The 22,475-nt window shown below is 71.5% G+C and carries 17 protein-coding genes; 12 read left to right on the top strand and 5 right to left on the bottom strand.

Going from position 1 to position 22,475, the window contains the following annotated elements; all coding sequences use genetic code 11:
• Positions 1 to 90 precede the first annotated feature (90 nt).
• Positions 91 to 1,788, bottom strand: coding sequence for a DUF885 domain-containing protein (locus ACYVLP_RS22600; RefSeq protein ID WP_460629547.1), 1,698 nt, complete (start codon positions 1,786 to 1,788; stop codon positions 91 to 93).
• Between the two features lie 52 nt (positions 1,789 to 1,840).
• Positions 1,841 to 3,508 carry a Stk1 family PASTA domain-containing Ser/Thr kinase gene (gene pknB / locus ACYVLP_RS22595; RefSeq protein WP_460629546.1) on the bottom strand — a complete coding sequence of 556 codons (1,668 nt, stop codon included), beginning with the start codon at positions 3,506 to 3,508 and terminating at the stop codon, positions 1,841 to 1,843.
• 181 nt (positions 3,509 to 3,689) lie between these two features.
• Here pknB and ACYVLP_RS22590 point away from each other — a divergent pair, with 181 nt between their 5' ends.
• Genes ACYVLP_RS22590 through ACYVLP_RS22570 form a run of 5 tightly spaced genes read left to right on the top strand, consistent with a single transcriptional unit; the run spans position 3,690 to position 12,449 of the window.
• Positions 3,690 to 5,450: a hypothetical protein gene (locus tag ACYVLP_RS22590; RefSeq protein ID WP_460629545.1), complete on the top strand. Its 1,761-nt coding sequence runs from the start codon at positions 3,690 to 3,692 to the stop codon at positions 5,448 to 5,450.
• 4 nt (positions 5,451 to 5,454) lie between these two features.
• The gene (locus ACYVLP_RS22585; protein WP_460629544.1) at positions 5,455 to 8,724 is read left to right on the top strand and encodes an ATP-binding protein; all 3,270 of its coding nucleotides are present in this window, start codon (positions 5,455 to 5,457) and stop codon (positions 8,722 to 8,724) included.
• 1 nt (position 8,725) lies between these two features.
• Complete coding sequence (locus ACYVLP_RS22580) at positions 8,726 to 10,810, top strand: FAD-dependent oxidoreductase (RefSeq protein ID WP_460629543.1); 2,085 nt, start codon at positions 8,726 to 8,728, stop codon at positions 10,808 to 10,810.
• Complete coding sequence (locus ACYVLP_RS22575; protein ID WP_460629542.1) at positions 10,807 to 11,418, top strand: hypothetical protein; 612 nt, start codon at positions 10,807 to 10,809, stop codon at positions 11,416 to 11,418. Before ACYVLP_RS22580 ends, ACYVLP_RS22575 begins: the two co-directional genes overlap by 4 nt.
• Positions 11,415 to 12,449: a polyprenyl synthetase family protein gene (locus ACYVLP_RS22570; RefSeq protein WP_460629541.1), complete on the top strand. Its 1,035-nt coding sequence runs from the start codon at positions 11,415 to 11,417 to the stop codon at positions 12,447 to 12,449. Before ACYVLP_RS22575 ends, ACYVLP_RS22570 begins: the two co-directional genes overlap by 4 nt.
• Positions 12,450 to 12,742: 293 nt before the next feature.
• Here the strand turns inward: ACYVLP_RS22570 and ACYVLP_RS22565 are convergent, their stop codons facing one another.
• The 3 genes from ACYVLP_RS22565 to ACYVLP_RS22555 form a co-directional block, all read right to left on the bottom strand.
• A complete protein-coding gene (locus ACYVLP_RS22565; RefSeq protein WP_460629540.1) occupies positions 12,743 to 13,216 on the bottom strand; it encodes an SRPBCC family protein in 474 nt (157 codons plus the stop codon).
• Between the two features lie 68 nt (positions 13,217 to 13,284).
• Positions 13,285 to 13,560 (bottom strand): acyl-CoA carboxylase subunit epsilon, encoded by a 276-nt coding sequence (locus tag ACYVLP_RS22560; protein ID WP_460629539.1) that lies wholly within the window; start codon positions 13,558 to 13,560, stop codon positions 13,285 to 13,287.
• On the bottom strand, positions 13,557 to 15,209 hold the full coding sequence (locus tag ACYVLP_RS22555) for an acyl-CoA carboxylase subunit beta (RefSeq protein WP_460629538.1): 1,653 nt from the start codon (positions 15,207 to 15,209) through the stop codon (positions 13,557 to 13,559). The genes ACYVLP_RS22560 and ACYVLP_RS22555 overlap by 4 nt, the downstream gene beginning before the upstream one ends.
• 23 nt (positions 15,210 to 15,232) lie before the next feature.
• Between ACYVLP_RS22555 and ACYVLP_RS22550 the strand changes: the two genes are divergently transcribed.
• From ACYVLP_RS22550 to ACYVLP_RS22520, 7 genes are all read left to right on the top strand, one after another.
• Positions 15,233 to 16,102, top strand: coding sequence for a biotin--[acetyl-CoA-carboxylase] ligase (locus tag ACYVLP_RS22550; RefSeq protein ID WP_460629537.1), 870 nt, complete (start codon positions 15,233 to 15,235; stop codon positions 16,100 to 16,102).
• Positions 16,103 to 16,195: 93 nt separating this feature from the next.
• Entirely contained in the window at positions 16,196 to 17,389 is a 1,194-nt protein-coding gene (locus ACYVLP_RS22545) for an adenylate/guanylate cyclase domain-containing protein (RefSeq protein ID WP_460629536.1), read from the top strand.
• 39 nt (positions 17,390 to 17,428) lie between these two features.
• Positions 17,429 to 18,262 (top strand): enoyl-CoA hydratase/isomerase family protein, encoded by an 834-nt coding sequence (locus ACYVLP_RS22540; RefSeq protein ID WP_460629535.1) that lies wholly within the window; start codon positions 17,429 to 17,431, stop codon positions 18,260 to 18,262.
• A gap of 131 nt (positions 18,263 to 18,393) precedes the next feature.
• Positions 18,394 to 19,071 carry a response regulator transcription factor gene (locus ACYVLP_RS22535; protein WP_460629534.1) on the top strand — a complete coding sequence of 226 codons (678 nt, stop codon included), beginning with the start codon at positions 18,394 to 18,396 and terminating at the stop codon, positions 19,069 to 19,071.
• Positions 19,072 to 19,073: 2 nt separating this feature from the next.
• Complete coding sequence (locus ACYVLP_RS22530; protein ID WP_460629533.1) at positions 19,074 to 20,102, top strand: sensor histidine kinase; 1,029 nt, start codon at positions 19,074 to 19,076, stop codon at positions 20,100 to 20,102.
• Positions 20,103 to 20,216: 114 nt separating this feature from the next.
• Entirely contained in the window at positions 20,217 to 20,891 is a 675-nt protein-coding gene (locus tag ACYVLP_RS22525; protein WP_460629532.1) for a GtrA family protein, read from the top strand.
• A gap of 345 nt (positions 20,892 to 21,236) precedes the next feature.
• On the top strand, positions 21,237 to 22,475 hold the full coding sequence (locus ACYVLP_RS22520) for a 5-(carboxyamino)imidazole ribonucleotide synthase (protein ID WP_460629531.1): 1,239 nt from the start codon (positions 21,237 to 21,239) through the stop codon (positions 22,473 to 22,475).

Raw genomic sequence — 22,475 nt, 5'->3', positions numbered from 1 at the left:
CGAGTGGCCCCGTCGTCACACCTCTTCCAGCGAAGGTCGCCCTTGCCGTGGGACTGGTGTGACGACGAGGCCACTCGACGGGAGAAGGCCTCAGATCTCCCCGAGCACCGCGGAGCGCAGGGTGTCGAGCCCGACGCCGCCGATGTCGAGGGCGCGGCGGTGGAACGCCTTGAGGTCGAACGCGTCGCCCTCGCGCTGCTTGACCTCGTCGCGCAGCTGCAGCCACAGCCGTTCGCCGATCTTGTAGGCCGGCGCCTGCCCGGGCCAGCCGAGGTACCGGTTGAGCTCGAAGCGCAGGACCTTCTCGTCCATGAAGCCGTAGCGGGTGAGGTACGTCCACGCCTTGTCGTAGTCCCACGCGCCGCCGCCGACCTCGTCGGGCGCGTCGAAGCCACAGTGCACGCCGATGTCGATCACCACGCGCGCAGCCCGAAGTGACTGACCGGCGAGCCAGCCCATCCGGTTGCCCGGGTCGTCCATGTAGCCGAGCTCGGCCATGAGACGCTCGGCGTACAGTGCCCAGCCCTCGCCGTGGCCCGAGGTCCACGCCTCGAGGCGGCGCCACTTGTTGAGCAGCTTGGACCGGTAGACGGTCTGGGCGACCTGCAGGTGGTGGCCGGGGACGCCTTCGTGGTAGACGGTCGTCAGCTCGTTCCACGTCTTGAACTCGGTGTTGCCCTTGGGCACCGACCACCACATGCGGCCAGGCCGGCTGAAGTCGTCAGAGGGCCCGGTGTAGTAGATGCCGCCGGTCTGGGTCGGGGCGATCATGCACTCGATCTTCTGGACGGGGCCCGGGATGTCGAAGTGGACGTCCTTGAGCTTCGTGATGACCTCGTCGGCACGCTCCTGCATCCACGCCTTGAGCGCGTCGGTGCCGTGCAGCTGGTACTGCTCGTCGGCGTCGAGGATCTCCACGCCCCGCTCGACCGAGGCGCCCGCTTCGAGCCCCTCGGCGATCTGCGTCATCTGCGCGTGCAGGTCGGCCACCTGCTGCTGGCCCCAGCGGTAGGTCTCCTCGAGGTCGACCGCGGCACCGAGGAAGTAGCGGGACTCCAAGGCGTAGCGCTCGACACCGCACGCGTCGGCCTCCGGCGCATGGGGGAGCAGCTCCCGCTCGAGCCAGTCAGCGATGTCAGAGTATGCCGCTGCGGCCGCTCGGGCGGCCTCGGCCAGCTGGCCCTTGACCTCGCCATCGAGCGGGGCGTCGCCGGTCTTGGCGTCCTCGACCACCTTGGCGAAGTACCCGTCGTCGGCCACGAGGTCGCGTGACTGGTCGGCGCAGGCCGTGACCTGACGCCGGGGCGTGACCTGGCCACGCTCCCGCGCGAGCAGCAGCGACTCCTTGTAGCCCTCGAGCGCGCCCGGGATCTTGGCCATCCGGACGGCGAAGGTGCGCCAGTGCTCCTCGGAGTCCTGCGGCATCAGGTCGAAGACGTCTCGGACGCCCTGGAGGGGGGAGGCGATGACGTTGAGCGACATCTCGTCGAGGCCCGCGGCATACCGCTGCTGGGCGAGCTCGAGGCGCTCGGTCATCGCCGCGACGGTGACTCGGTCGACGTCGTCGGCGGGCGTCGCGGTGGCGAGCTCGGCGAGCGTGGCCTCGCGCAGCGTGGCGTGGGCAGCGTTGCCCGCGGGCGACAGGTCGTCGAGGTCCTCGTCACGACCAGGGACGCCGAGGTAGGTGGCGTTGATCGGGCTCAGGTCGACAGCGGCGTCGAAGTACCTCTCGGCGATGCGGTCGACATCGGTCTGGGGTCGCGCGGTCTGCGCGGTCGTGTCAGTCACCCGCCGAACGTATCCCACGCCTCTGACGTCGGGCGCCCGGATTTGCGCCCCGTCAGTCGCTGCTGTTGCCGTCGCCGCCGGTGCCGCTCCCGCTGCTTCCGGGGCCCTTGTTGTCGCTCTTGCTCCCGCTGTCACCGGAGACCACGAGCACCACGACGCCCTCGGTCGTCGGCTGTCCGGCCGCAGGCCACGTCGCCACCACCTGGCCGCCGTCGCCGCCCGTGGGGATGGTCACGCGGGTGACCCGCACGTCCTCGTGGCCGAGGCGGTCCTCGGCGTCCTTGGCGCTCATGCCGACGAGGTCGCCCGGCACGACCCAGGTCGAGTTGACGTGGTCCGGGGCCTTGCCGCGGCTCACGACGAGGGCGACGGTCTGGCCGCGCTTCATCGGCTCGCCCTGCGCCGGCACCGTGCCCAGGACCGCGCCCTCGGGCTGGGCGGACCTCACGAGGACCCAGCGCACGTTGACCCCGAGGCCGATGAGCTCGTCGACCGCGGCGTCGCGCTGCATGCCGACGATGCCCTCCGGCACCGTGCGGCCGTCAGGGCGCGCCGTGGTCGTCGCGTCCGACGTCGTGGGAGTGGACTCCGAGGTCTTGGTCGCGGACGGTCGGTTGGCGTTGGCCGTCGGCGTGTCGTTGCCGGAGGTCAGCATCGCGACGAGCGCGAGGACCAGGACGATGCCGCACGCCAGAAGCACCCACGGCAGCGGGTTGACCCGCCGACGCGTCGGCTGCCGCCGGACGGGAGGGGCCGCTTCGGCGTGGGGAGCTGCGGCATACGCCGGCTCCGGCGTCGCCGGCAAGGCAGTGGTGTGCTGCTGACCGCGCACGTCGAGCACGGACGTCGCCTGGGCGCCCACAGCCAGCGCGCGGGTCGCGTCCACCGCGGCCGCCTCCCGGCGGCCCAGCGCGCGAGCCATGGCATCGGCGTCGCGGTAGCGGTCCTCGGGTGCCTTGGCGGTGGCGCGGAACACGACCTCGTCGAGCGCGGCCGGCAGACCCCTCACCTTCGAGCTCGGCGGCGGCACCGGCTCGTCGAGATGGCGCAGCGCGATCGCGATCGGGGTGTCCCCGGAGAACGGCAGCTCGCCGGTCAGCATCTGGAAGAGCAGGATGCCGAGCGAGTAGATGTCGGATGCCGGCGTCGCGGAGCGGCCCTGGGCCTGCTCCGGCGGGATGTATGCCGCCGTGCCCATGACGGTGCCCGCCTCGGTCAGCGTCACCTCGCCGCGCGAGCGTGCGATGCCGAAGTCGGTCACCTTGACCCGGCCGTCGTCCGACACGATGACGTTGCTCGGCTTGATGTCGCGGTGCACGACGCCCGCCTGGTGGGCAGCCGCGAGCGCGGCGCACACCTGCTCGGCGATGTCCACGGCCGCCGCCGGAGCGATCCGGCCGTGGTCGCGCAGCAGGCGCGCCAGATCGGTGCCAGGGACGTACTCCATGACGATGAAGTGAGAGTCGCCGTCGATGCCGTAGTCGTACACCTGTGCGATGTTGGGGTGGACGAGCCCCGCGGCGGTGAGCGCCTCACGGCGGAACCGCTCAATGAAGTCGGGAGAGTCGGAGAAGGCGCGGGCGAGCACCTTGACGGCGACCTGGCGCTGCAGACGCTCGTCGAGGGCGAGGTGCACCTCGCCCATCCCGCCTGCGGCGATGCGCTCGATCAGGGAGTAACGCTCGGCGAGGCGAGTGGCAGCGAAACGGTCGACGGACACGAGGTAAGAGAGTAGGCGACCGAAGGCCCCAGCGGCGAATGGCGTCGGCGCTTTGTGCCTGCCGTCTCTGCGTGAACGACAGACAGGTCCGTGATCTGGTCCTTACACTCCGTAGCAGCGTGCTGTTTACGTTTCAAGCCTCGACACCGTCCCTCTCGGCGAGAATTCAGGCAGGTGCGTCATGTTCGATCGGCCCCCGACATGGAAGGGTGACGCGGACCAGGAGGCCGCGGACCGCCAGAAGCGGTACCACGCCCTGCTCGGGCTGTACTCCCTCGCCAACCAGCTGGGCGGCATCGACCTCGGCGACGTGTCCGGGTTCCAGTCGGCCCCTCCCGCCACGGCGCTGCAGCTCGTCGCCGACGCCCCCGAGGACCAGATCTCTGCCTCGGCGCGGCTCGACGTCCTCTACCAGCTGACGGCGGCCAGGCTTCCGGCCTACGACAACACGGGTGACGCGTACCGCCAGCTGGCCGAGTCGGTGGTGGGCCCGGGCCACGGCGACCAGCTGCTCAGCGACCTCAAGGCCGCGGCCACCGACGGCGTGCCGTTCGAGTCGACAGCAAGCGGCCAGGCGCTGCCGCACCACGTCACTGCCTTCCTGGGCCAGGACATCTGCAACACCAGGGCGGTCGAGGTCGGCGGCCTCAAGGCGACGTGGATCTTCTCCGAGTTCGAGACGGACGCGCCGCTCGAGGGGATCACCCAGTGGCTCGACCCGCGCAACTGGACGGACTGGGGTCAGACCTTCTTCAAGCGGATGGACGTCGTGGCCTCGGAGGGACCGGTGTCACTGAGCGACCCGGGCGAGGACCACTGGCACGCCGTCTTCCACGAGGAGGTCCAGATCGTCTGGCCGCTCAACACGCTGCTGCACTGTGACTTCTGGACGGACCGCAAGCAGGCCTCCGGGATGACCTACGAGCTCGATGTCAGCCTCGACCGGCAGATCGGCGTCGACCGGGGCTTCCTCATCGTGAGCGACTTCGGCTCCGTCCGCCGGGTGAGGGCGCTGAAGATCGTCGGGTTCACCCAGCCCGGGTGGGACGACTTCGCCCTGTTCGTGCGGCCTTTCTGGACCGACTGGATGCGTTCTGCCGTGCGCAGCGGAAGCCACTCCGCACCGAAGTCGCCGACCAAGGTGCCGTCCGGCGATGACGGGTCGAAGGTGCCCAGCGGTCAGCTCTACGACCAGTGGGTGAAGTACTTCGGCGAGTCGGCCCGCACCTATGCCGGCCTCTTCGACGACCTGACGTCGCGCGTGGCGGCCGGCAACTACAACCTCCAGGACGGCATGGCGGACGGGACCAAGGTCTGGGCCCAGCTCGCCGCCGACTGGACGGCGGCGTGGAACTACGGGATGGACACGATGGGCGAGATCTCGGGCCACGGGATCGATGCCGGTCTGACGCCGCCCGGCACGCCACGGGAGCAGGCGCGCGGATCGCTTCGGGCCCTGGCGTCGGGTTCCGCCGCCATGGCCGATGGGGCTGCGCGGACGTTCGGGATGGTCATGCCGGGAGCGACGGGCGCGGCCTTCGGCGCCGCTGCACCCGCCGGGCCGGGAGCTCGCGCAGCAGCCCCTCCCCAGCCGACCCCACCTGAAGGAGGTCCAGTCGGGACCGGTCCCGGCGGACCGATCGATTCCAGGCCCACCACGGCCGCGCCGGAGTCGACGATCGTGCCGGTGCAGGGCCTGCGACCGAACGACGCGCTGGTCATCTCGGCCCTGACCTCGATCGAGGCAGGCGGGGCGGTCGTCCCGGCGGACGCGATCCAGGTCACGGTGACGGCCCTCGACGACGGGACCTACGGCGCGGAGGTGGTGGCCATCGACGCCGTCGTCGCCCCCGGCCTGTACCTCGGACAGCTCACCAGGCCGGACGGCTCGGCCGTCGCCCCGGTGCAGCTGTACATCGCGCGCGCATCCGGGCCGGCGTGACCGAATGGCTGGCTCCGTCCCAACGGTCGAGTCACCTCTCGCCCGACTCATCGAACGACTCCTGACCGCAGCCGAGAACGCGCTCGCCTCGGGTGACGCCGAGTCGGCCAGGGCGATGGCCGAGGAGGTGCGGGCCGTCGACCCGGACAACCCGCGCGCCGACCGCCTCATCCAGCGGCTCGAAGCCCGGCAGCTCGGTCCTTCCGGCGAGCGTGCGCTGATGACCCTGCTGTTCTCGGACCTCGTGGGCTCGACGATGCTGTCCGAGCGCGTCGAGCCTGAGCAGCTGCGTGACCTGTTCTCCTTCTACCGCAACGCGGCCCGCGATGCGGTCGGCCGCTACGGCGGCTCGCTGATCCAGTTCTCCGGAGACGGCATCCTCGCGGGATTCGGCTACCCGGAGCCGCACGAGGACGACGCCCGCCGCGCCGTGCTCGCGGGCCTCGACCTCGTCGTGGCGATGCGCGATGCGCGGAGCGACCTCGAACACCGTCTTGGGCTGACCGCCGAGGTGCGCGTCGGCATCCACACCGGCCTGGTGGTGGTGACGGACCTGAGCGCCGAGTCGGTCGCCGAGCGTGACTCGATCGTCGGCGTCACCCCGAACCTGGCCTCGCGCGTGCAGAACGCTGCCGAACCCGACTCCGTCGTCATCAGCGACGTCACCAGCCAGCTCGTCGACACCGACTTCTACCTCGAGTCGCTGGGCGAGCAGCAGCTGAAGGGGATCAGCCGCGCTGTGGAGATCTTCGCCGTGCAGCGCCCGCGTTATGCCGCGGCGCGCTTCGAGGCGGAGCGCTACCACCGCGCGGGACTCGTCGGCCGGGCCGGGCCGAGCAGCGAGCTGCTCGAGGCCTGGCAGTCGGTCCGCGAGTCCCGTGAGCCCCCGGGGGAGCGGTCCTTCCTGCTTGTCGGCGAGGCCGGCATCGGCAAGTCGCGGCTGGTCGCCGCGCTCCTGGACCGGGTCGAGGCCACCGGGGGCAAGGTCGTCGGGATCGGCTGCCTGCCCTACTACGCCAGTGTGTCGTTGTGGCCGGTCGCCCGGATGCTCGAGCGGGTCCTCGATCTCGACACCGCGGACCGGCTGGGGTCACTCGAACGCCACCTGTCCGGGCTCGGGCTCGAACCCTCGCGGTCGGTCCCGTTCCTCGGCTCCCTCGTCGGGGTCGCCGACCCGGCTCGCTACCCGGCGCCTGAGCTGGACCCGACTGCCTTCCTCGACGAGACGATCAACTGCCTCCTCGACTGGCTCCGGGCGCTGGCGCAGCAGGCGCCGCTCCTGTTCGTGGTCGAGGACCTCCACTGGGCGGACCCGTCGACGAACACTCTGCTCGGACGCCTGGTGGGGCATCCCGCCGCTCCGCACCCCGGCGTTGACGGGTCTCGCGTGCTCACCGTGGCTACGACCCGGCAGGCGCCGTCGCTGAGCTGGGTCGGCGATGTCCGCGTCATCCAGCTCGAGCGCCTCGACGCGACGGCTGCGGCGCAGCTCGTGGACAACCTGGCCGGTGAGGGTCTGACGGAGGCCGCCAGAGCCTCGATCGTGGAGCAGACCGACGGGGTGCCCCTGTTCATCGAGGAGCTCACGCGCTCCTACCTGGGTGGGACCCGTGTCGAGCCGGTTCCGCTGCGGCTGCAGGAGCTGTTCACCTGGCGCTTCAAGGCTCCCGGTGTCGACCTGCGGGTCGTCCAGGTGGCGGCGACGGTCGGCCCGGCCTTCGATGCCGCGACGGTGGCCGGTGTCCTCGAGGACGACCAGCGGGTGAGCGACCAGCTGGTCGCCCTGACGCGAGCGGGCATCATCGAGCGCGGCGACGCGGCCGCAGGCAGCTACCGGTTCCGCCACGCCCTCATGCGGGACGCGGCATACGAGACCCAGGTCCTCGACGTCCGGCGACACACGCACGCCAAGGTCGCCGAGGTGCTCGGCGCCCGCGGCGCGGAGCCGGCGCTCGTCGCCCAGCACCTGGACCTCGCCGGCGAGGCGGCGCAGGCGATCGGCCTCTACCTCGCGGCCGTGCAGGCCGAGCAGGCGCGCGGCGCGCACACCGTGGCGACCAAGCTGCTGACGCGCGTCCTCGAGCTTGTCGAGACCCTGCCCGAGTCGGCAGAGCGCGACGTGAGCGAGCTGACTGCCCGGCTGCTCCGTGCCCTGAGTGTGAGCTCCATGCAGGGGTATGCCGCTCCGGCCGTCCAGGCGGACCACCGTCGGGCCGAGGTGCTGGCCACGCGGCTGGGCAACGCGGTCCAGGTGGTGCCCTCGCTGGTCGCGATCTGGTCCTACTGGCTTGCCGCCGGCGACACGCCGACGTCGCGCCGCGTCATCGACCGGCTCAGCGCGATGGTCAGTGATGTGGATTTCGCGTCGTTCGCGCCCGAGGTGGAGCAGTGCGTTGGCTTCCAGGAGTTCTTCGAGGGGCATCTGGACCTCGCCATGGCCCACCAGGAGCGGTCCTTCGCCGGGTTCTCGGCCCGTCCGGCGGAGGCGCTCATCACTCCGTTCTGGCCCCTGCCCACCGACCCGTTCTCCGTCTGCCTCATCGGCACTGCGTGCCTGATGACGTTGCGGGGGGAGTCCGGCGCGCTGGAGTGGGAGAACCGGGCGATCCGCCGCGCCGAGGAGATCGGGTTCCCCCGCGGCCCGTTCACTCTCGCCTTCGTCAAGCTGTATGCCGCCTGGATCCGTCGGTTCAACGGCGACCACGAGGACGCGCAGAGGCTGGGCGCCGAGATCGTGGCCATCGGGCAGGAGCACGGGTATGCGTTCTGGTCGGTGATGGGGATGGCCTACGCGACCGCCGAGGCTCCCGGCAGCGCCGCACACCGGCAGGCGTTGCAGCAGATCTTCGACACGCTGCACCTCATGGGGCAGGAGGCGTTCAAGGCCTTCGCGCTGGGCCATCTGGCCGAGCTCCACGCCGCGGCGGGCGAGCTCGACCGCGCCCAGGAGCTCGTGGGTGATGCGCTCCTCGTCGTTCAGAAGTCCGGCGAGTACGTCCACCTGCCCGAGCTCCTGCGCCAGCGGGCGGCATACACGATGGCCGTGGGCGGCGACGCCGCTGACGTCGCGGCCGACCTCACCGAAGCGGTGCGGTGTGCGTCCGAGCAGGGCGCCCACGTCGCCAGGCTCCGGGCTGCGGTCGACCTGGCGGGGCTCCAGGACGGCGCTCGGCCCGCGTCCTGGCGGCGAGTGCTGGTGGAGGCTCGGGGCTGCCTTCCTGCCGGTGTGGTGAACGGGGCGACCGCAGCCGCCGACGCGCTGCTCGAAGGCTGACGTGGGCGGGCCGCGGGTCGTGATCCTCGGCGGCGGCATGGCCGGTCTGTCCGCCGCCTGGGAGCTGAGCAGCGGCGACTGGCGCAACCGTGTCGAGTCGATCACGGTGTACCAGCGCGGGTGGCGGCTCGGCGGCAAAGGAGCCAGCAGCCGCGGACCGAACGACCGGATCGAGGAGCACGGGCTCCACGTGCTGCTCGGGTACTACGACGCGACCTTTCGGGTGCTGCGCGAGGTCTACGCAGAGCTGGACCGGCCCGCCATGGACCCGGCGAGCCCGATCCGCACGTGGCGCGAAGCGGTCGCTCCCACGGGCGACGTCGGACTCGCGGACCACGACGGCCTGGGGTGGAGCCACTACGTCACCTCGTTCTCCGAGAATGCCGCCCTGCCGGGGGAACCCGGGGCGGAGGACCGGCCGCTTCGTCCCTTCGACCTGGCCTCCCGGGCGCTGCAGCTGCTGGCGGACTTCCACCGTGGCGTGGCGGGGCCTCCGGCCCGCCCGCAGGTCTTCCTCAGCGCCAGCCCGGTGCCACCCCCGTCCGGAACCGACGCCGAGGCTCTCGTCCGCGGCGCCGCGCTGACGGCCGTCGCCGCGATCCTCACCGGCCTCGAACGGGCCTCGAAGCTCACCCAGGGAGTCGGGCTGGGGTCGGTGGCCGCCGGGCGGCTGACCAGGCTGCTGCACGACTGGAGGGACGGCATACGCAGGACCGTGCTCGCCGACCCGGCCATGCGGCGTACCTGGCAGCTCGTCGACCTCGTCGTGACCAACCTGCAGGGCATGGTCGCCGACGGCCTGCTGTCCGGCACTGGGTACGACGCCATCGACCACCTCGACTACCGCGAGTGGCTGGCCCGGCACGGCGCCGCGCCGGAGACGCTCGACTCGGCCATCGTCCGCGGCATGTACGACCTGACCTTCGCCTACGAGGGCGGCGACCGGAAGCGGCCGAGGTTCGCGGCCGGTCTCGGTCTCCAGCTCGCCGGCCGGATGCTCTTCGACTACAAGGGGTCGATCTTCTGGCACATGCAGGCGGGTATGGGGGAGGTCGTCTTCGCCCCGATGTACGAGGCTCTGCGCCGCCGGGGCGTGGAGTTCCGCTTCTTCCGGCGGCTCGACCGGATGACCCTCGGTCCGGACCGCACGGTCGGCTCGGTCACGCTGACCCGTCAGGCGGACCTGAGGCCGGGGCTGGACCGGTACGAGCCGCTCGTCCGTGTCGGGGGCCTGCAGTGCTGGCCGGACGGACCGCTGCTCGACCAGCTCGACGGTGTGCCGGGTGATGGCTGCGACGAGCTCGGTCACGGGCTGGAGTCGCACTGGGGCCCCGCAGACGGGACAGGCACCGAGACCCTGACCGCAGGGGCCGACTTCGACGTGGCCGTGCTGGCAGTCTCCCTGGGGATGGTGCCCCACGTCGCTGCCGACCTCGTCGCGGCCGACTCACGCTGGCGTGCGATGGTCGACGGCGTCGCCACCGTCGCCACCCACGCCGCCCAGCTGTGGTTCGGCGCGAGCGAGCACGACCTCGGCTGGCAGGGCCCGGCAGGAGTGACCCTCACCGGCTTCGGAGACAGGTTCGACACCTGGGCGTCCATGTCGCACCTGCTCCCGCGCGAAGGGTGGCCGTCCGCCGGCCCGACGAGCCTGGCCTACCTGTGCGGCGCGATGCCTGACGCGCCCCCGGCCGCCGGACGTTCGCTGGTCCGGGACCACCTGGTCCGCTTCCTGGACGACGAGGCGGGGGACCTGTGGCCGGGCGCGGCGACGGCTGCGGGCTTTCGCTGGGACCTGCTGTGGGACGGCTCCGGCCGCACCGGCAGAGCCCGGCTCGACGGGCAGTACTACCGCGCCAACCTCGACCCGTCCGACCGGTACGTCCAGTCCCTACCGGGCTCCGGCAGGCACCGGCTCCCGCCCGACGGGTCCGGGTTCGCCAACCTCGCGCTCGCCGGTGACTGGACGGCCTGTGGGCTCGACGCGGGATGCGTCGAGGCGGCCACACGCTCCGGGGTCCAGGCGGCGCGGGCCATCCTGTCGGGTGCCCTGTCTCGGCCTGCCACCGACAAGGCTGCGTCGTGACGAGCGGCAGGTCGCGGGCCACGGCGGCCGATCTCGCCGGTGAGGTACAGCGGTTCGGGCTGTTCTCCGCCGCGGCCGTCGTCGACCGGTACATCGCGGTCGTGGACCGGGCGATCCACCACGAGCCGGAGCTCTCCGGATTGTCATCCGGGGACTCCGCCGCGGCCCTGCTGGACAGCGCGGGTCGCGCCGCCGATGCCGGTCTGGCCCTCCTCGAGGAGCTCACCTCGGTCCTGGCCAGAACGGTGACGCCCGGCCGCACTCCGGGTCCTGACCACCTCGTCCTGCCGCCGGCTGCGCCGGGCTCCTGCTCGGAGGTGTCCGTCTGGGTGCACAACCCGACCACGTCGCCAGTCGCGCACGTCCGGCTGCGAGCCACGAGCCTGGTGGCCTCGACGGGGGTCATCATGGCCGAGGCGGTGGCCTTCTCGCCCGAGGCGCTCCCCGTCGTGGAGCCAGCGACCGTGGGGGAGTCGCGCCTCCGCGTGACGGTGCCCGCGGACCAGCCTGCCGGTGAGTACCAGGCCCTCGTGCTCAGCTCGGTCGACGGCTCACCCCCGATCGGCCTGACCCTGTCGGTGCGCGTCCAGGCGGCCGAGCCCCGATGAGCAGCACGGCGCCGGAGTTCCTCCTCCAGCTCGACGCGTATGCCGCGATGGCGAGGCGGGCGGCCCAGTCCCACCTGCTCGCGGACGGGCTGTCGCCCTACCTCGGCGGCCCCGCGAGCGAGTACCTCGAGCGCGGCGGAAAGGGGCTGCGCCCAGCCCTCTGCCTGGCCACGTGCAGCGCCTTCGGGGGCAAGGTCGAGGACGCGCTGCCCTCGGCCGCGGCCCTCGAGCTGCTCCACACGGCATTCCTGGTCCACGACGACGTCGAGGACGACAGCGAGCTCCGCCGTGGCAAGCCGACGCTGCACGTCACCTACGGCTCGGCGCTCGCCATCAACGCAGGGGACGGCCTCGCAGTCCTCGCACTGGGCTCCCTGCGCCAGAACGAGCGCCGCCTGGGACGGGCCCTGGCCGCCCGGATCTGGTCCGAGTTCGACTTCATGGCCCGACAGACCGTCGACGGCCAGGCGCGGGAGCTGGGGTGGCTGCGCGACGGCCGTGTCGACCTCACCCCGGACGACTACCTCGACCTGATCATGAAGAAGACGTGCTGGTACACGACTCTGCTGCCGCTCCGGGTCGGCGCGCTGATCGGGTCCGGGACGGACGTCGACCTGCGGCTCATGCTGCGTTTCGGTTTCTTCCTCGGCGCGGCGTTCCAGATCCGCGACGACATCCTCAACCTCACGGGATCGGAGAGCCGTTACGGGAAGGAGCGACTGGGCGACCTGCGAGAGGGAAAACGCACCCTGATGCTCATCCATCTCCTGGCCGCCGCCACGGGACCCAGGCGGGTGCGTGTCGAGCAGTACCTCGCACTGGACCCGGCTCAGCGGTCGAACGGGGTCAGGGAGGAGATCCTCGACCTCATGGAGAGCCACGGGAGCGTGGCGTTCGCCGAGGAGTTCGCGCGCGGCATCGCGCGGTCGGCGCTCGTCGCGTTCGACGACGCGTTCGCCGACGTCCCGCCGTCGTCCGCGCGGACGTTCCTGCGGGATCTCGTCCCGTACATGGTCGAGCGCGACCGCTGACGACACCACATTCGACCAGCTGGACACTTGTCGTCGCCCAACCGCCGTCGCCGCCACAACGGCTGACCAGTTGGTCGATTGTGGAGGGCGCCCGCCTGGTACCTCGCCGCCCACCGCGCGATCCTCGGGACCCGCGACTTCCTGGGCTGAGTCGCCCTGCGAAAGGCTTCGCCGCCTACACGATCGGGCCGCGGCCGGATCCTGTCGGTCATTCAGCGAAATTCGCTACGAAATCCCGCCCCGGGCTCGGTCCCGTAGGCGTCGCCCGACGAACAGGGCACGGGCGGCTGCGTTCAGCGGTCAGGGGCCTCGACGAGAGCCGCGAGCCGGTCCATGGATGCCTGCAGCCGGTCGGGAGTGGTCGCCCGGGCGCGCGGAATCCTTCGGTCGTCATCCGCCAAGCGGGTCCAGTCGTAGCTGTGGGTCACCCGCGTCAGCGACGGGCTGATCGGTTCCAGCTCCCACCGCCACAGGTGACCGGGCGGCTCCTGACCCGGCTCGGCGGGGGTCCAGGCGATTCGCCGGCCTTCGACGAACTCGACCACATGGTTCTCTCGGAGGTTGCCCTTCGTGGTGGTCATGGTGAATACGTCGCCGACTGCGTGGACTCTCTGACCGGTCGCGGCGTGGGACAGGTTGTCGTTGCCGTCCCATCGCGGCTGTTCGGCCGGGTCAGCGATGAGCTCGAAGATCCGAGTGGAATCGGCCGCGATCTCACGGCTGGCACGCGCCGTCCGTGGCTCGCCACTCTCGTGGGAATCGCTCATGAATCCATCAAAGCACTCACACCGCCGACGACCTCCGAGGACATCAGCGTGATGCCCGGTCAGCGATGTCAGTGCGGCAGGCCGCTGGCCCGCCAGCCACCGGCACGGGCTTCCGGGCCGATGAGACGCCAGGACGGGTCGGACCAGGCCGAGCGCCGACGCGGCGCCGCCGGCTCGTCGTCTCCGCTTGCGCTCGCGAGAACCGCGAGGAGCACCGCGATCTCCTCGGGCGTCGGGCTGCCGGACTCGACGCGGACGACCGGAAGCTCCGTGCCGGGCGCGGACGTCTCGCCCGATCCGCCGGGGGTGGGCCGTCCGGTGCTCGCAGTGTCAGGGGTGCTCACAGCGGGATGTTCCCGTGCTTCTTCGGCGGCAGGGTCTCGCGCTTGTTCTTCAGGGCCCGCAGCGCCCGGGTGACGTTCATGCGAGTGTTGGAGGGGCTGATGACGGTGTCGATGTAGCCCCGCTCGGCCGCGATGTAGGGGTTGGCCAGGGTCTCCTCGTAGTGGCTGACGAGCTCCGCGCGGCGGCCCTCGACGTCGCTGCCCGCGGCCTGGGCGGCGGCGAGCTCCTTGCGGTAGAGGATGTTGACCGCGCCCTGGGCGCCCATGACCGCGATCTGCCCGGTCGGCCAGGACAGGTTGATGTCGGCGCCGAGGTGCTTGGATCCCATGACGTCGTATGCACCGCCGTAGGCCTTGCGGGTGATCACGGTGATCTTGGGGACGGTGGCCTCGGCATACGCGTAGATGAGCTTGGCCCCTCGGCGGATGATGCCGTCCCACTCCTGGGAGGTGCCGGGCAGGAAGCCGGGCACGTCGACGAACGTCAGCACGGGCACGTTGAAGCAGTCGCAGGTGCGCACGAACCGGGCCGCCTTCTCGGAGGCGTGGATGTCGAGGCATCCCGCGAACTGCATGGGCTGGTTGGCCACGATGCCGACCGACATGCCGTCGACCCGGGCGAAGCCGGTGATGATGTTGGGCGCGAAGAGCGGCTGCACCTCGAGGAACTCTCCGTCGTCGACAACGTGCTCGATGACCTGTTTCATGTCGTACGGCACGTTCGGCGAGTCCGGGATGCAGGTGTCGAGCCACCGGTCCTCGTCGGTGACCGCGAGGTCGGACTCACCCTCGGCGTACGACGGCGGGGTCTCGAGGTTGTTGCTCGGCAGGTAGGACAGCAGGGCCTTGACGTAGTCGATGGCATCCTGCTCGTCGGTGCCCATGTAGTGGGCGACACCCGACTTGGAGTTGTGCGTGAGCGCGCCGCCGAGCTCCTCGAAGCCGACGTCCTCGCCGGTCACGGTCTTGATGACATCCGGGCCCGTGATGAACATGTGCGAGGTCTGGTCGACCATCACCGTGAAGTCGGTGATCGCGGGGGAGTAGACCGCGCCGCCTGCGCACGGGCCCATGATGAGGCTGATCTGCGGGATGACCCCGGAGGCGCGGACGTTGCGGTAGAAGATCTCGCCGTAGAGTCCCAGGGAGACCACGCCCTCCTGGATCCGGGCGCCACCGGAGTCGTTCAGGCCGATGACCGGGCAGCCGATCTTCATCGCGAAGTCCATGACCTTGACGATCTTCTCGCCGAAGACCTCGCCGAGGGACCCGCCGAAGACCGTGAAGTCCTGGGCGAAGATCGCCACCTGGCGCCCGTCGATGGTGCCGTAGCCGGTGACGACGCCGTCGCCGTAGGGACGGTTCTGCTCCTGGCCGAACTGGGTGGACCGGTGCCGGGCGTACTTGTCCATCTCGATGAACGTGCCCTCGTCCAGGAGCATCTCGATCCGCTCGCGCGCCGTCTTCTTGCCGCGCGCGTGCTGCTTCTCGACCGCCCGCTCGGATCCGGCGTGGGCGACCTCGGCGACGCGTCGCTTGAGGTCTGCCAGCTTGCCCGCTGTGGTGGTGAGGTCGAGCTCGGACCCGGATGGCGCAGGGTCGGACGGCGCGGGCGCCGGCGGCTCGGCCAGGGCGTGATCGGTAGCCATGGCCGCACTCTAGCCTTGGAACCGTGCGTAGCCCGCTCGTCCCGGAGATCGTCAGTGCGGGGTTGGTCACGTCTGACCAGCCCTGGCGCGGCGTCGAGTTCCACCCTGCCATCGGATCGACGAACACTCGCCTGCGAGAGCTGCTGACCGGCGGTGCTCCCCACCTCGAGAGGTCCGTTCCCGCGTCGGGCGACGGGCCGGCATCCCTGTGGTGGGTGGTGCTGACCGACCACCAGACGGGCGGGCGAGGCCGTCTCGGCCGCGTGTGGGAGGTGCCGGACCGGGCGTCGGTCGCGGTTTCGGCGGCGGTTCCGGTGAGCGGTCCGGAACGGGCGGGGTGGCTGCCCCTCGTGGCCGGCCTCGCGCTGGCCCGCGCCCTGCGCGAGGTCTCCAGGGACGCCGGCTACGAGCTGACGCCGCGGCTCAAGTGGCCGAACGACGTCCTGCTCGCCGACGACGGCGACCGCAAGGTGAGCGGGATCCTCTGCGAGCTCGTCACGCTCCCGAGCGCGCCGCTGGGTGACCGCCGACCGTCGTATGCCGTCGTCGTGGGGACGGGTGTCAACGTCGACCAGACGCGTGAGGAGCTCCCGGTCGAGACCGCGACGTCGCTCGCCCTCGCGGGCGTGCGCGTCGGTCGCGAGACTCTCGTCGTGGCGTATCTGCGCGAGCTGGCCGCGCTGGTCCGGAGCGTGCGGCCCGAGGAGGCTGCGACGGCATACCGGCAGGAGTGCTTCACGATCGGCCAGCGGGTGCGCGTCCACCTGCCGACGGGCGCCGCGGTCGAGGGCGAGGCGCTGACCGTCGACGACGACGGCGCTCTGGTCGTCGCCACCCCCGAGGGCAGGCGCAGCTTCGCCGCGGGTGACGTCGTGCACGTGCGGCGGTCGTGACCTGTCGCCTCCCCGGCGGCTCCGGCAGGCCCGAACGGCTTCGGTAGGTCGGGCGAGTCCGGCGGCCGGCGGGCTGGCTGGCATGATCGGCCCATGACCGAGCCCGGCGCCGAGCCGCACAGGCGGGCGAGCGAGGACTACACAGAACAGCTGCTCGGACGCCCCCTCGAGCTGCGTCGTCGCGACGTGAGCCGCGGCGCGGAGGTGTCCCTGCTGTCCGCGCGCAAGTTCTGGCACGCGCTCGGGTTCCCGGTCGTCGACACCGACGACGAGCTGTTCACCGAGGCCGACCAGCGCGCCCTTGCCGCCGTGGCCGGCATCGTGCGCGACGGTCTGCTCGACGAGCCGACGGCGCTGGCGATGACGCGGGCGTTCGCCCGCTCGACCGACCGTCTCGCCGGATGGCAGTCCCAGCTCATCGCCGAGGCGGTCGAGGAGCACATGACCGCCGCCCTCGCCGAGGACCGGGAGACCGACGACGACGCCACCCGCTCGGTGCCGGACATCGAGACCGCTGCGGAGACCGCGCGGCGCCTGGCCACCTTGACCGACCGGCTCGAGCCGCTGCTCGTGTACGCCTGGCGCCGACACCTGTCGGCGACGGTGTCGCGCATGCTCGCCGACGCCGACCCGGAGGCGTACGGCATGACGAAGATGCGCTCGGTCGGCTTCGCCGACCTCGTCAACTTCACCGCGCTCGTGCGCCGGATGTCCGAGCGCGACCTGGCTCGGCTGGTGTCGCGGTTCGAGGCGCTGTCGGCCGACGTCATCACCGCCCACGGCGGCCGCCTCATCAAGACCGTCGGCGACGAGGTGCTGTTCACGACCGTCGGGGTGGCTCCGGCGGCCGCTATCGCGCTCGACCTCATCGAGACGATGACCCAGGACGACGTGCTGCCTGACGTGCGGTGCGGGATGGCCCGCGGGCCGATCATCTCCCGCCTCGGCGACGTCTTCGGGACGACCGTGAACCGCGCCTCGCGGCTGACCGCCGTCGCTCAGGCGGGCAGCGTCCTCGTCGACGGCACGATGGCGCGCGAGCTCGCGAGCCTGTCCGGCTTCGAGCTGACGGGCCAGCGGCGACGCATCCTGCGGGGTGTGGGACCGGTGACCCCGTCGATGCTGCGGCGGGCCACGGCGTCCGGCCGGCGCCCGGCCAGTGAGCCCCCGGGGCCGGGCGAGCGCGTCCAGCCCCCTGAGCCCATCGGGCCCATCCGGCCGGCCGAACCAGGCATTGAGTCCGGCACGGAGCCACGCACTGATCCCCGTACCGGCCCGGCCGCCTGAGCGGCCGGCGCACCACCCGCACGCCAAAGGAGACGACGTATGCCGCCCATCACCTCAGATCCGACCGGGCTGGCCGAGCCACGGGCGCTCGTGCGCGTCGAGCGCTTCGCGGACACCGCGCTCGAGCACGTGGCCGAGATCGTCCTCGACCGCCCCGAGGCGATGAACGCCGTCTCGACCGACATGGCCCGCGCGATCGAGTCGGCCACCACAAGCGTTGCGCAGGACCCGACCGTGCGGTGCGTCGTGCTGTCGTCGAGCCACGACCGGGCGTTCTGCGTCGGGGCCGACCTCAAGGAGCGCAACTCCTTCACCGACGCGGAGCTGCTGGCGCAGCGCCCGCTGGCCCGGGCGGCATACACCGGCGTTCTCGACCTGCCGGTGCCCGCGGTCGCGGCAGTCGACGGCTTCGCCCTGGGTGGCGGGTTCGAGCTCGCGCTCTCGTGTGACGTGGTCATCGCGGGCGAAGGTGCCCTCGTGGGGCTTCCCGAGGTCAGCGTCGGGGTCATCCCCGGTGGGGGAGGCACGCAGCTGCTCGTCCGGCGGGTGGGCTGGTCCCGCGCGGCCCGCGCGATCTTCTCGGCCGCGAGGCTCTCGGCCCGCGAGGCTTTCGAGATCGGCGCGGTCGACGAGGTGGTGCCCGCGGGCACTGCCCGTGCCCGCGCTCTCGAGCTCGCCGCAGTGATCGGCGCGAACTCGCCCGTCGGCTTGCGCAACGCCAAGCGGGCCATGCGGCTCGGCTCCGGGGTCGACCTCGCCGCCGGTCTCGAGATCGAGGACGCGTGCTGGCGGGCCACGGCGTTCTCGGGCGACCGCCGCGAGGGTGTCGCGGCGTTCGCGGAGAAGCGGCGCCCGCAGTGGCCGGGGGTGTGAGCGTCCGGACGAGCAGGAAACGGGGTCCGGCGACCGCGTCAACGTGCGAATGGGGACGCAGTCGATAGGCTTCGCACGGGTCGGCGCACCGCCGGCGCCAGGTTGGGCGACGGAACTCGGAGGACGGTCACATGACGCGAGTGCTCCTGGCGGAGGACGACCCGGCCATCTCCGAACCGCTCGCCCGGGCGCTTCGGCGCGAGGGCTACGACGTCGACGTCCGCGAGGACGGCGCGGCGGCCCTCGACGGCGCCAAGGAGAGTCCCGACCTCGTCCTGCTCGATCTCGGCCTGCCCAAGATCGACGGGCTCGAGGTATGCCGGCGGATCCGCGCCGAAGGGCGAACCATCCCGGTGCTCATCCTCACGGCCCGCGCCGACGAGGTCGACACGGTGGTCGGGCTCGACGCCGGAGCCGACGACTACGTCACCAAGCCGTTCCGGCTGGCCGAGCTGCTCGCTCGGGTCCGCGCGCTGCTGCGCCGGACGCCGACCGAGGTCGTCGCCTCGGGCGAGCTCGTGCGGATCGACTCCGACGGTCGTCGCGCGTGGTTCAAGGGGGAGGAGCTCCAGCTGACCGCAAAGGAGTTCGACCTCCTGCGGGTTCTCGTCCGCGAGCAGGGCAAGGTCGTGTCCCGCGAGCAGCTGATGCGCGAGATCTGGGACACCGCGTGGTTCGGCTCCACGAAGACCCTCGACATGCACATCTCTGTCTTGCGTCGCAAGCTCGGTGACGACGCCACCTCGCCGCAGTACATCGCGACCGTGCGCGGGGTCGGCTTCCGCTTCGAGCGACCTCAGGCCGACTGACCGTGCGCCACCTGCTCGACCGGTTGTGCCTCGTCGTCGCTGGGGTCACGGGCGGGCTCACCGTGCTGCTCTCGACGGGGGTCGTCTGGTACGTCGTGACCCAGCGGCCCAGCGTGGTGCGGGAGTGGCTCGGCACCGACCCGCCCTCGGGAGTGGGTCGGTATGCCGTCGCCGTCCTCGCATGCGCCGTGGTCGGTGCTGGGGTCGCGTACCTCGTCACCGCGCCGACCCGCCGCCGCGTCGAGCAGTCCTCGAGGGAGCTGGTCGAGCTCGCGAACCGCTTTGCGGCGGGCGAAGCACGGCTGGCGCCGCTCCACTCCGACATCGCCGAGCTCGACGAGGTCTCCGGGGTCATGACCCGGCGGGCCCACGACATGACCAAGTCGCTCGCGGCCGAGCGCGACTTCGCCGCGGACGCGTCCCACCAGCTGCGCACTCCGCTCACTGCGCTGCTCATGCGGCTCGAGGAGATCTCGGAGACCGATGATGCTGCTGTGGTCAAGGAAGAGGCGACCATCGCGATCGCCCAGGTCGAGCGGCTGACGAGGGTCGTCGACGACCTCCTCGGGCGTACTCGCGGGTCGGGCGGCCCGTCTCCGGCGGTGTCGCTCGACTCCGTGATCGCAGCCCTGCAGCGGGAGTGGCAGCCGGCCTTCGAGCAGGCGCGACGGTCCGTGCGGGTGCGCGGCGAGCGCGGGCTCTTCGTGCGGTCGACGCCGGTGGCGCTCTCGCAGGTGCTGTCCACGCTGCTCGAGAACTCCCTCGTGCACGGACGGGGGACCGTCGACGTGCACGCGCGGCGCTCCGGGCCATCGGTCATCGTCGAGGTCAGCGACCAGGGCGACGGGGTGCCAGCCGCGATGGCACCGCACATCTTCGAGCGCTCGGTGAGCAGCGGAGCCGGCGGCAGCACCGGCCTCGGACTCGCCCTGGCACGGGACCTCGCCGAGTCCAACGGAGGCCGCTTGGACCTCGTCCAGGCGCAGCCGGCCCGGTTCGCACTGTTCCTCTCCGAGGCAGAGACCGACTGACACCCCGGGTCGATGTGATCCCGCGCGGTATGTGACGCGCGAATACATCGACCGCGGGGTCGGGGTCTGCGGGACTTGGCGGTGGCCCACGGGTACGCGGGGTAGGGTGCCCGGGTGAGGCGCCTGCACACCTTCCTGTTCGTGCGCCACCGCCACAACTGGGTGTTGCTCGCCCGGTTCGCCGCGGTGGGGCTGTCAGGTGTGCTCGTGAACATGCTGACGCTCATCGTCCTGAAGAAGCTCGGACCCGACCTGCGCGACGCGATCGTCGGCATCCCGGGCACCGACTTCAACGTGCGGTGGTACCACGTCTACTCGACCATCGCGTTCCTCGTCGCGAACCTGTGGAACTTCCAGCTCAACCGGTCGTGGACGTTCCGGACGAGCCATCGCGCCCCGTGGCTGCGCGAGTACCTCCCGTTCCTGGCCGTGGGGATGCTCGGCCAGGTGGTCGGCCTGGTGCTCCTCACGCTGCTCATGCACCCCAACTCCGCCTTGCACCTTCCCGAGTCGGTCTTCGACAACTCGACGGGCTTCCGCACCCGGCTCTACTGGGCCCAGCTGATCGTCATCGCCGTCGTGACCCCGGTCTCGTTCGTGCTCAACAAGCTGTGGACCTTCGCCGCGGTGCGCTCGCACCACCCAGCACTGGCCGACCCGAGCCACGTCGAGGCCGCACTCGCCGAGCCGGGTGACGAGGCCATGGCAGCTGCCGGGGTGCCCGGTGGTCAGGAGGCGGCCGAGGCGCTCGAGGTCGCCGCCCCCAGCCGGCGCGACCCCGCCGCCTGACCAACCGCTCCCTTCCAGGTCGAGTGAGCAGCTCGTCCCTCTGGTCACTCTGGTCACGTGGCTCCTGTGACGAGGCGCCCACTCGACCGGGCCTGCCCGCACGCCCCCTCGAGCCGAGTGGGCAGTTCGTCCGTCTGGTCACTCTGGTCACGTGGCTCCTGTGACGAGGCGCCCACTCGAGTGGGGCTGGTGGGGCGGGGTGCCCACTCGACGGGGGATTGTGAGGCTGGTGGGGCGGGGTGCCCACTCGACGGGGGATTGTGAGGCTGGTGGGGCGGGGCGCTCACTCGACGGGGGATGTGGGGTGGAATTCGTGGGGGCGGACACCTATTAGGCTTGGGCGGCGTGAGCGAGCCGAAGAACGCCCCTGGAGGGTTCCCCGTCGTCGGCGTCGTCGGAGGCGGCCAGCTCGCCCGGATGATGCAGGGTCCCGCGATCGAGCTCGGCATCCAGCTCTCGGTGCTCACGGTCAGCGATACCGACTCGGCTGCGCTGGTCGTGCCGAGCGCGCCGGTCGGCGAGCACACCGACCTCGAGGCGGTCCGTGCCTTCGCCAAGGCCTGTGATGTGGTGACCTTCGACCACGAGCACGTGCCGCCCGACATCCTGGCCACCCTCGAGGCCGACGGGGTCATGATCCACCCGACGCGCAGCGCCCTGCACTACGCCCAGGACAAGCTGGCGATGCGCGAGCGGCTCGCCGGCCTCGGCATCCCCTGCCCGCGCTGGGCCAAGGCCATGACCGCTGCGGACGTGACCGCGTTCGGTGACGCGGTCGGGTGGCCGATCGTCGCCAAGACCCCGCGCGGTGGCTACGACGGCAAGGGTGTGGCGATCGCCGGGTCGGCCGACGACCTCGCCGACTGGCTCGCGCGCGTCGGCGAGCCCGGCCCGGTCGAGGGCGGGCTCCTGCTCGAGGAGAAGGTCGACTTCGTCCGCGAGATCGCGGTGCTGGTGGCCCGGAGCCCGTCGGGGCAGGCGGCAGCGTGGACGGTCGTCGAGACCGTCCAGACGGACGGCATCTGCACCGAGGTCCTCGCGCCGGCACCGGGTCTCGATCCGCACCTCGCCTCGCGGGCGACCGAGGCAGGACTCCGGATCGCCGGCGAGCTCGGGGTGACCGGTGTGCTCGCCGTCGAGATGTTCGAGCTTCGCAGCGCCGAGGCTGCCGGCGACAACGGCGGCAGCGACGCCGAGGGTGGCAGGGCGGCATACGTCGTCAACGAGCTCGCGATGCGCCCCCACAACAGCGGCCACTGGTCGATGGACGGCGCGGTGACGGGCCAGTTCGAGCAGCACCTGCGGGCGGTCCTCGACCTGCCGCTCGGCGATCCGCGTCCGCGGGCGCCCTGGACGGTCATGGCCAACGTGCTCGGCGGCGACCTGCCGGAGCACGAGGAGCTGTACTCCGCCTACCGGCACATCATGGCGCGCGACCCCGGCGCCAAGGTGCACATGTACGGCAAGGGCGTCCGCCCGGGCCGCAAGATCGGGCATGTCAACGTCTGCGGCACCGACCTGGGCGACGCTCGCGAGCGTGCGGGACACGCAGCCGCTTACCTGCGCGGCACGATCACGGAATGA

The organism is Intrasporangium mesophilum (assembly GCF_054783095.1).
This window is presented reverse-complemented; position numbering and strand designations above follow the sequence as displayed.

What these genes read in the sequence shown, in the direction of transcription:
- ACYVLP_RS22545 (WP_460629536.1), top strand. Translation starts at nt 16,196, where the DNA reads ATGACCGAGCCCGGCGCCGAGCCGCACAGGCGGGCGAGCGAGGACTAC.
- ACYVLP_RS22565 (WP_460629540.1), bottom strand. Translation starts at nt 13,216, where the DNA reads ATGAGCGATTCCCACGAGAGTGGCGAGCCACGGACGGCGCGTGCCAGC.
- ACYVLP_RS22570 (WP_460629541.1), top strand. Translation starts at nt 11,415, where the DNA reads ATGAGCAGCACGGCGCCGGAGTTCCTCCTCCAGCTCGACGCGTATGCC.
- ACYVLP_RS22540 (WP_460629535.1), top strand. Translation starts at nt 17,429, where the DNA reads ATGCCGCCCATCACCTCAGATCCGACCGGGCTGGCCGAGCCACGGGCG.
- ACYVLP_RS22555 (WP_460629538.1), bottom strand. Translation starts at nt 15,209, where the DNA reads ATGGCTACCGATCACGCCCTGGCCGAGCCGCCGGCGCCCGCGCCGTCC.
- ACYVLP_RS22585 (WP_460629544.1), top strand. Translation starts at nt 5,455, where the DNA reads ATGGCTGGCTCCGTCCCAACGGTCGAGTCACCTCTCGCCCGACTCATC.
- ACYVLP_RS22590 (WP_460629545.1), top strand. Translation starts at nt 3,690, where the DNA reads ATGTTCGATCGGCCCCCGACATGGAAGGGTGACGCGGACCAGGAGGCC.
- ACYVLP_RS22535 (WP_460629534.1), top strand. Translation starts at nt 18,394, where the DNA reads ATGACGCGAGTGCTCCTGGCGGAGGACGACCCGGCCATCTCCGAACCG.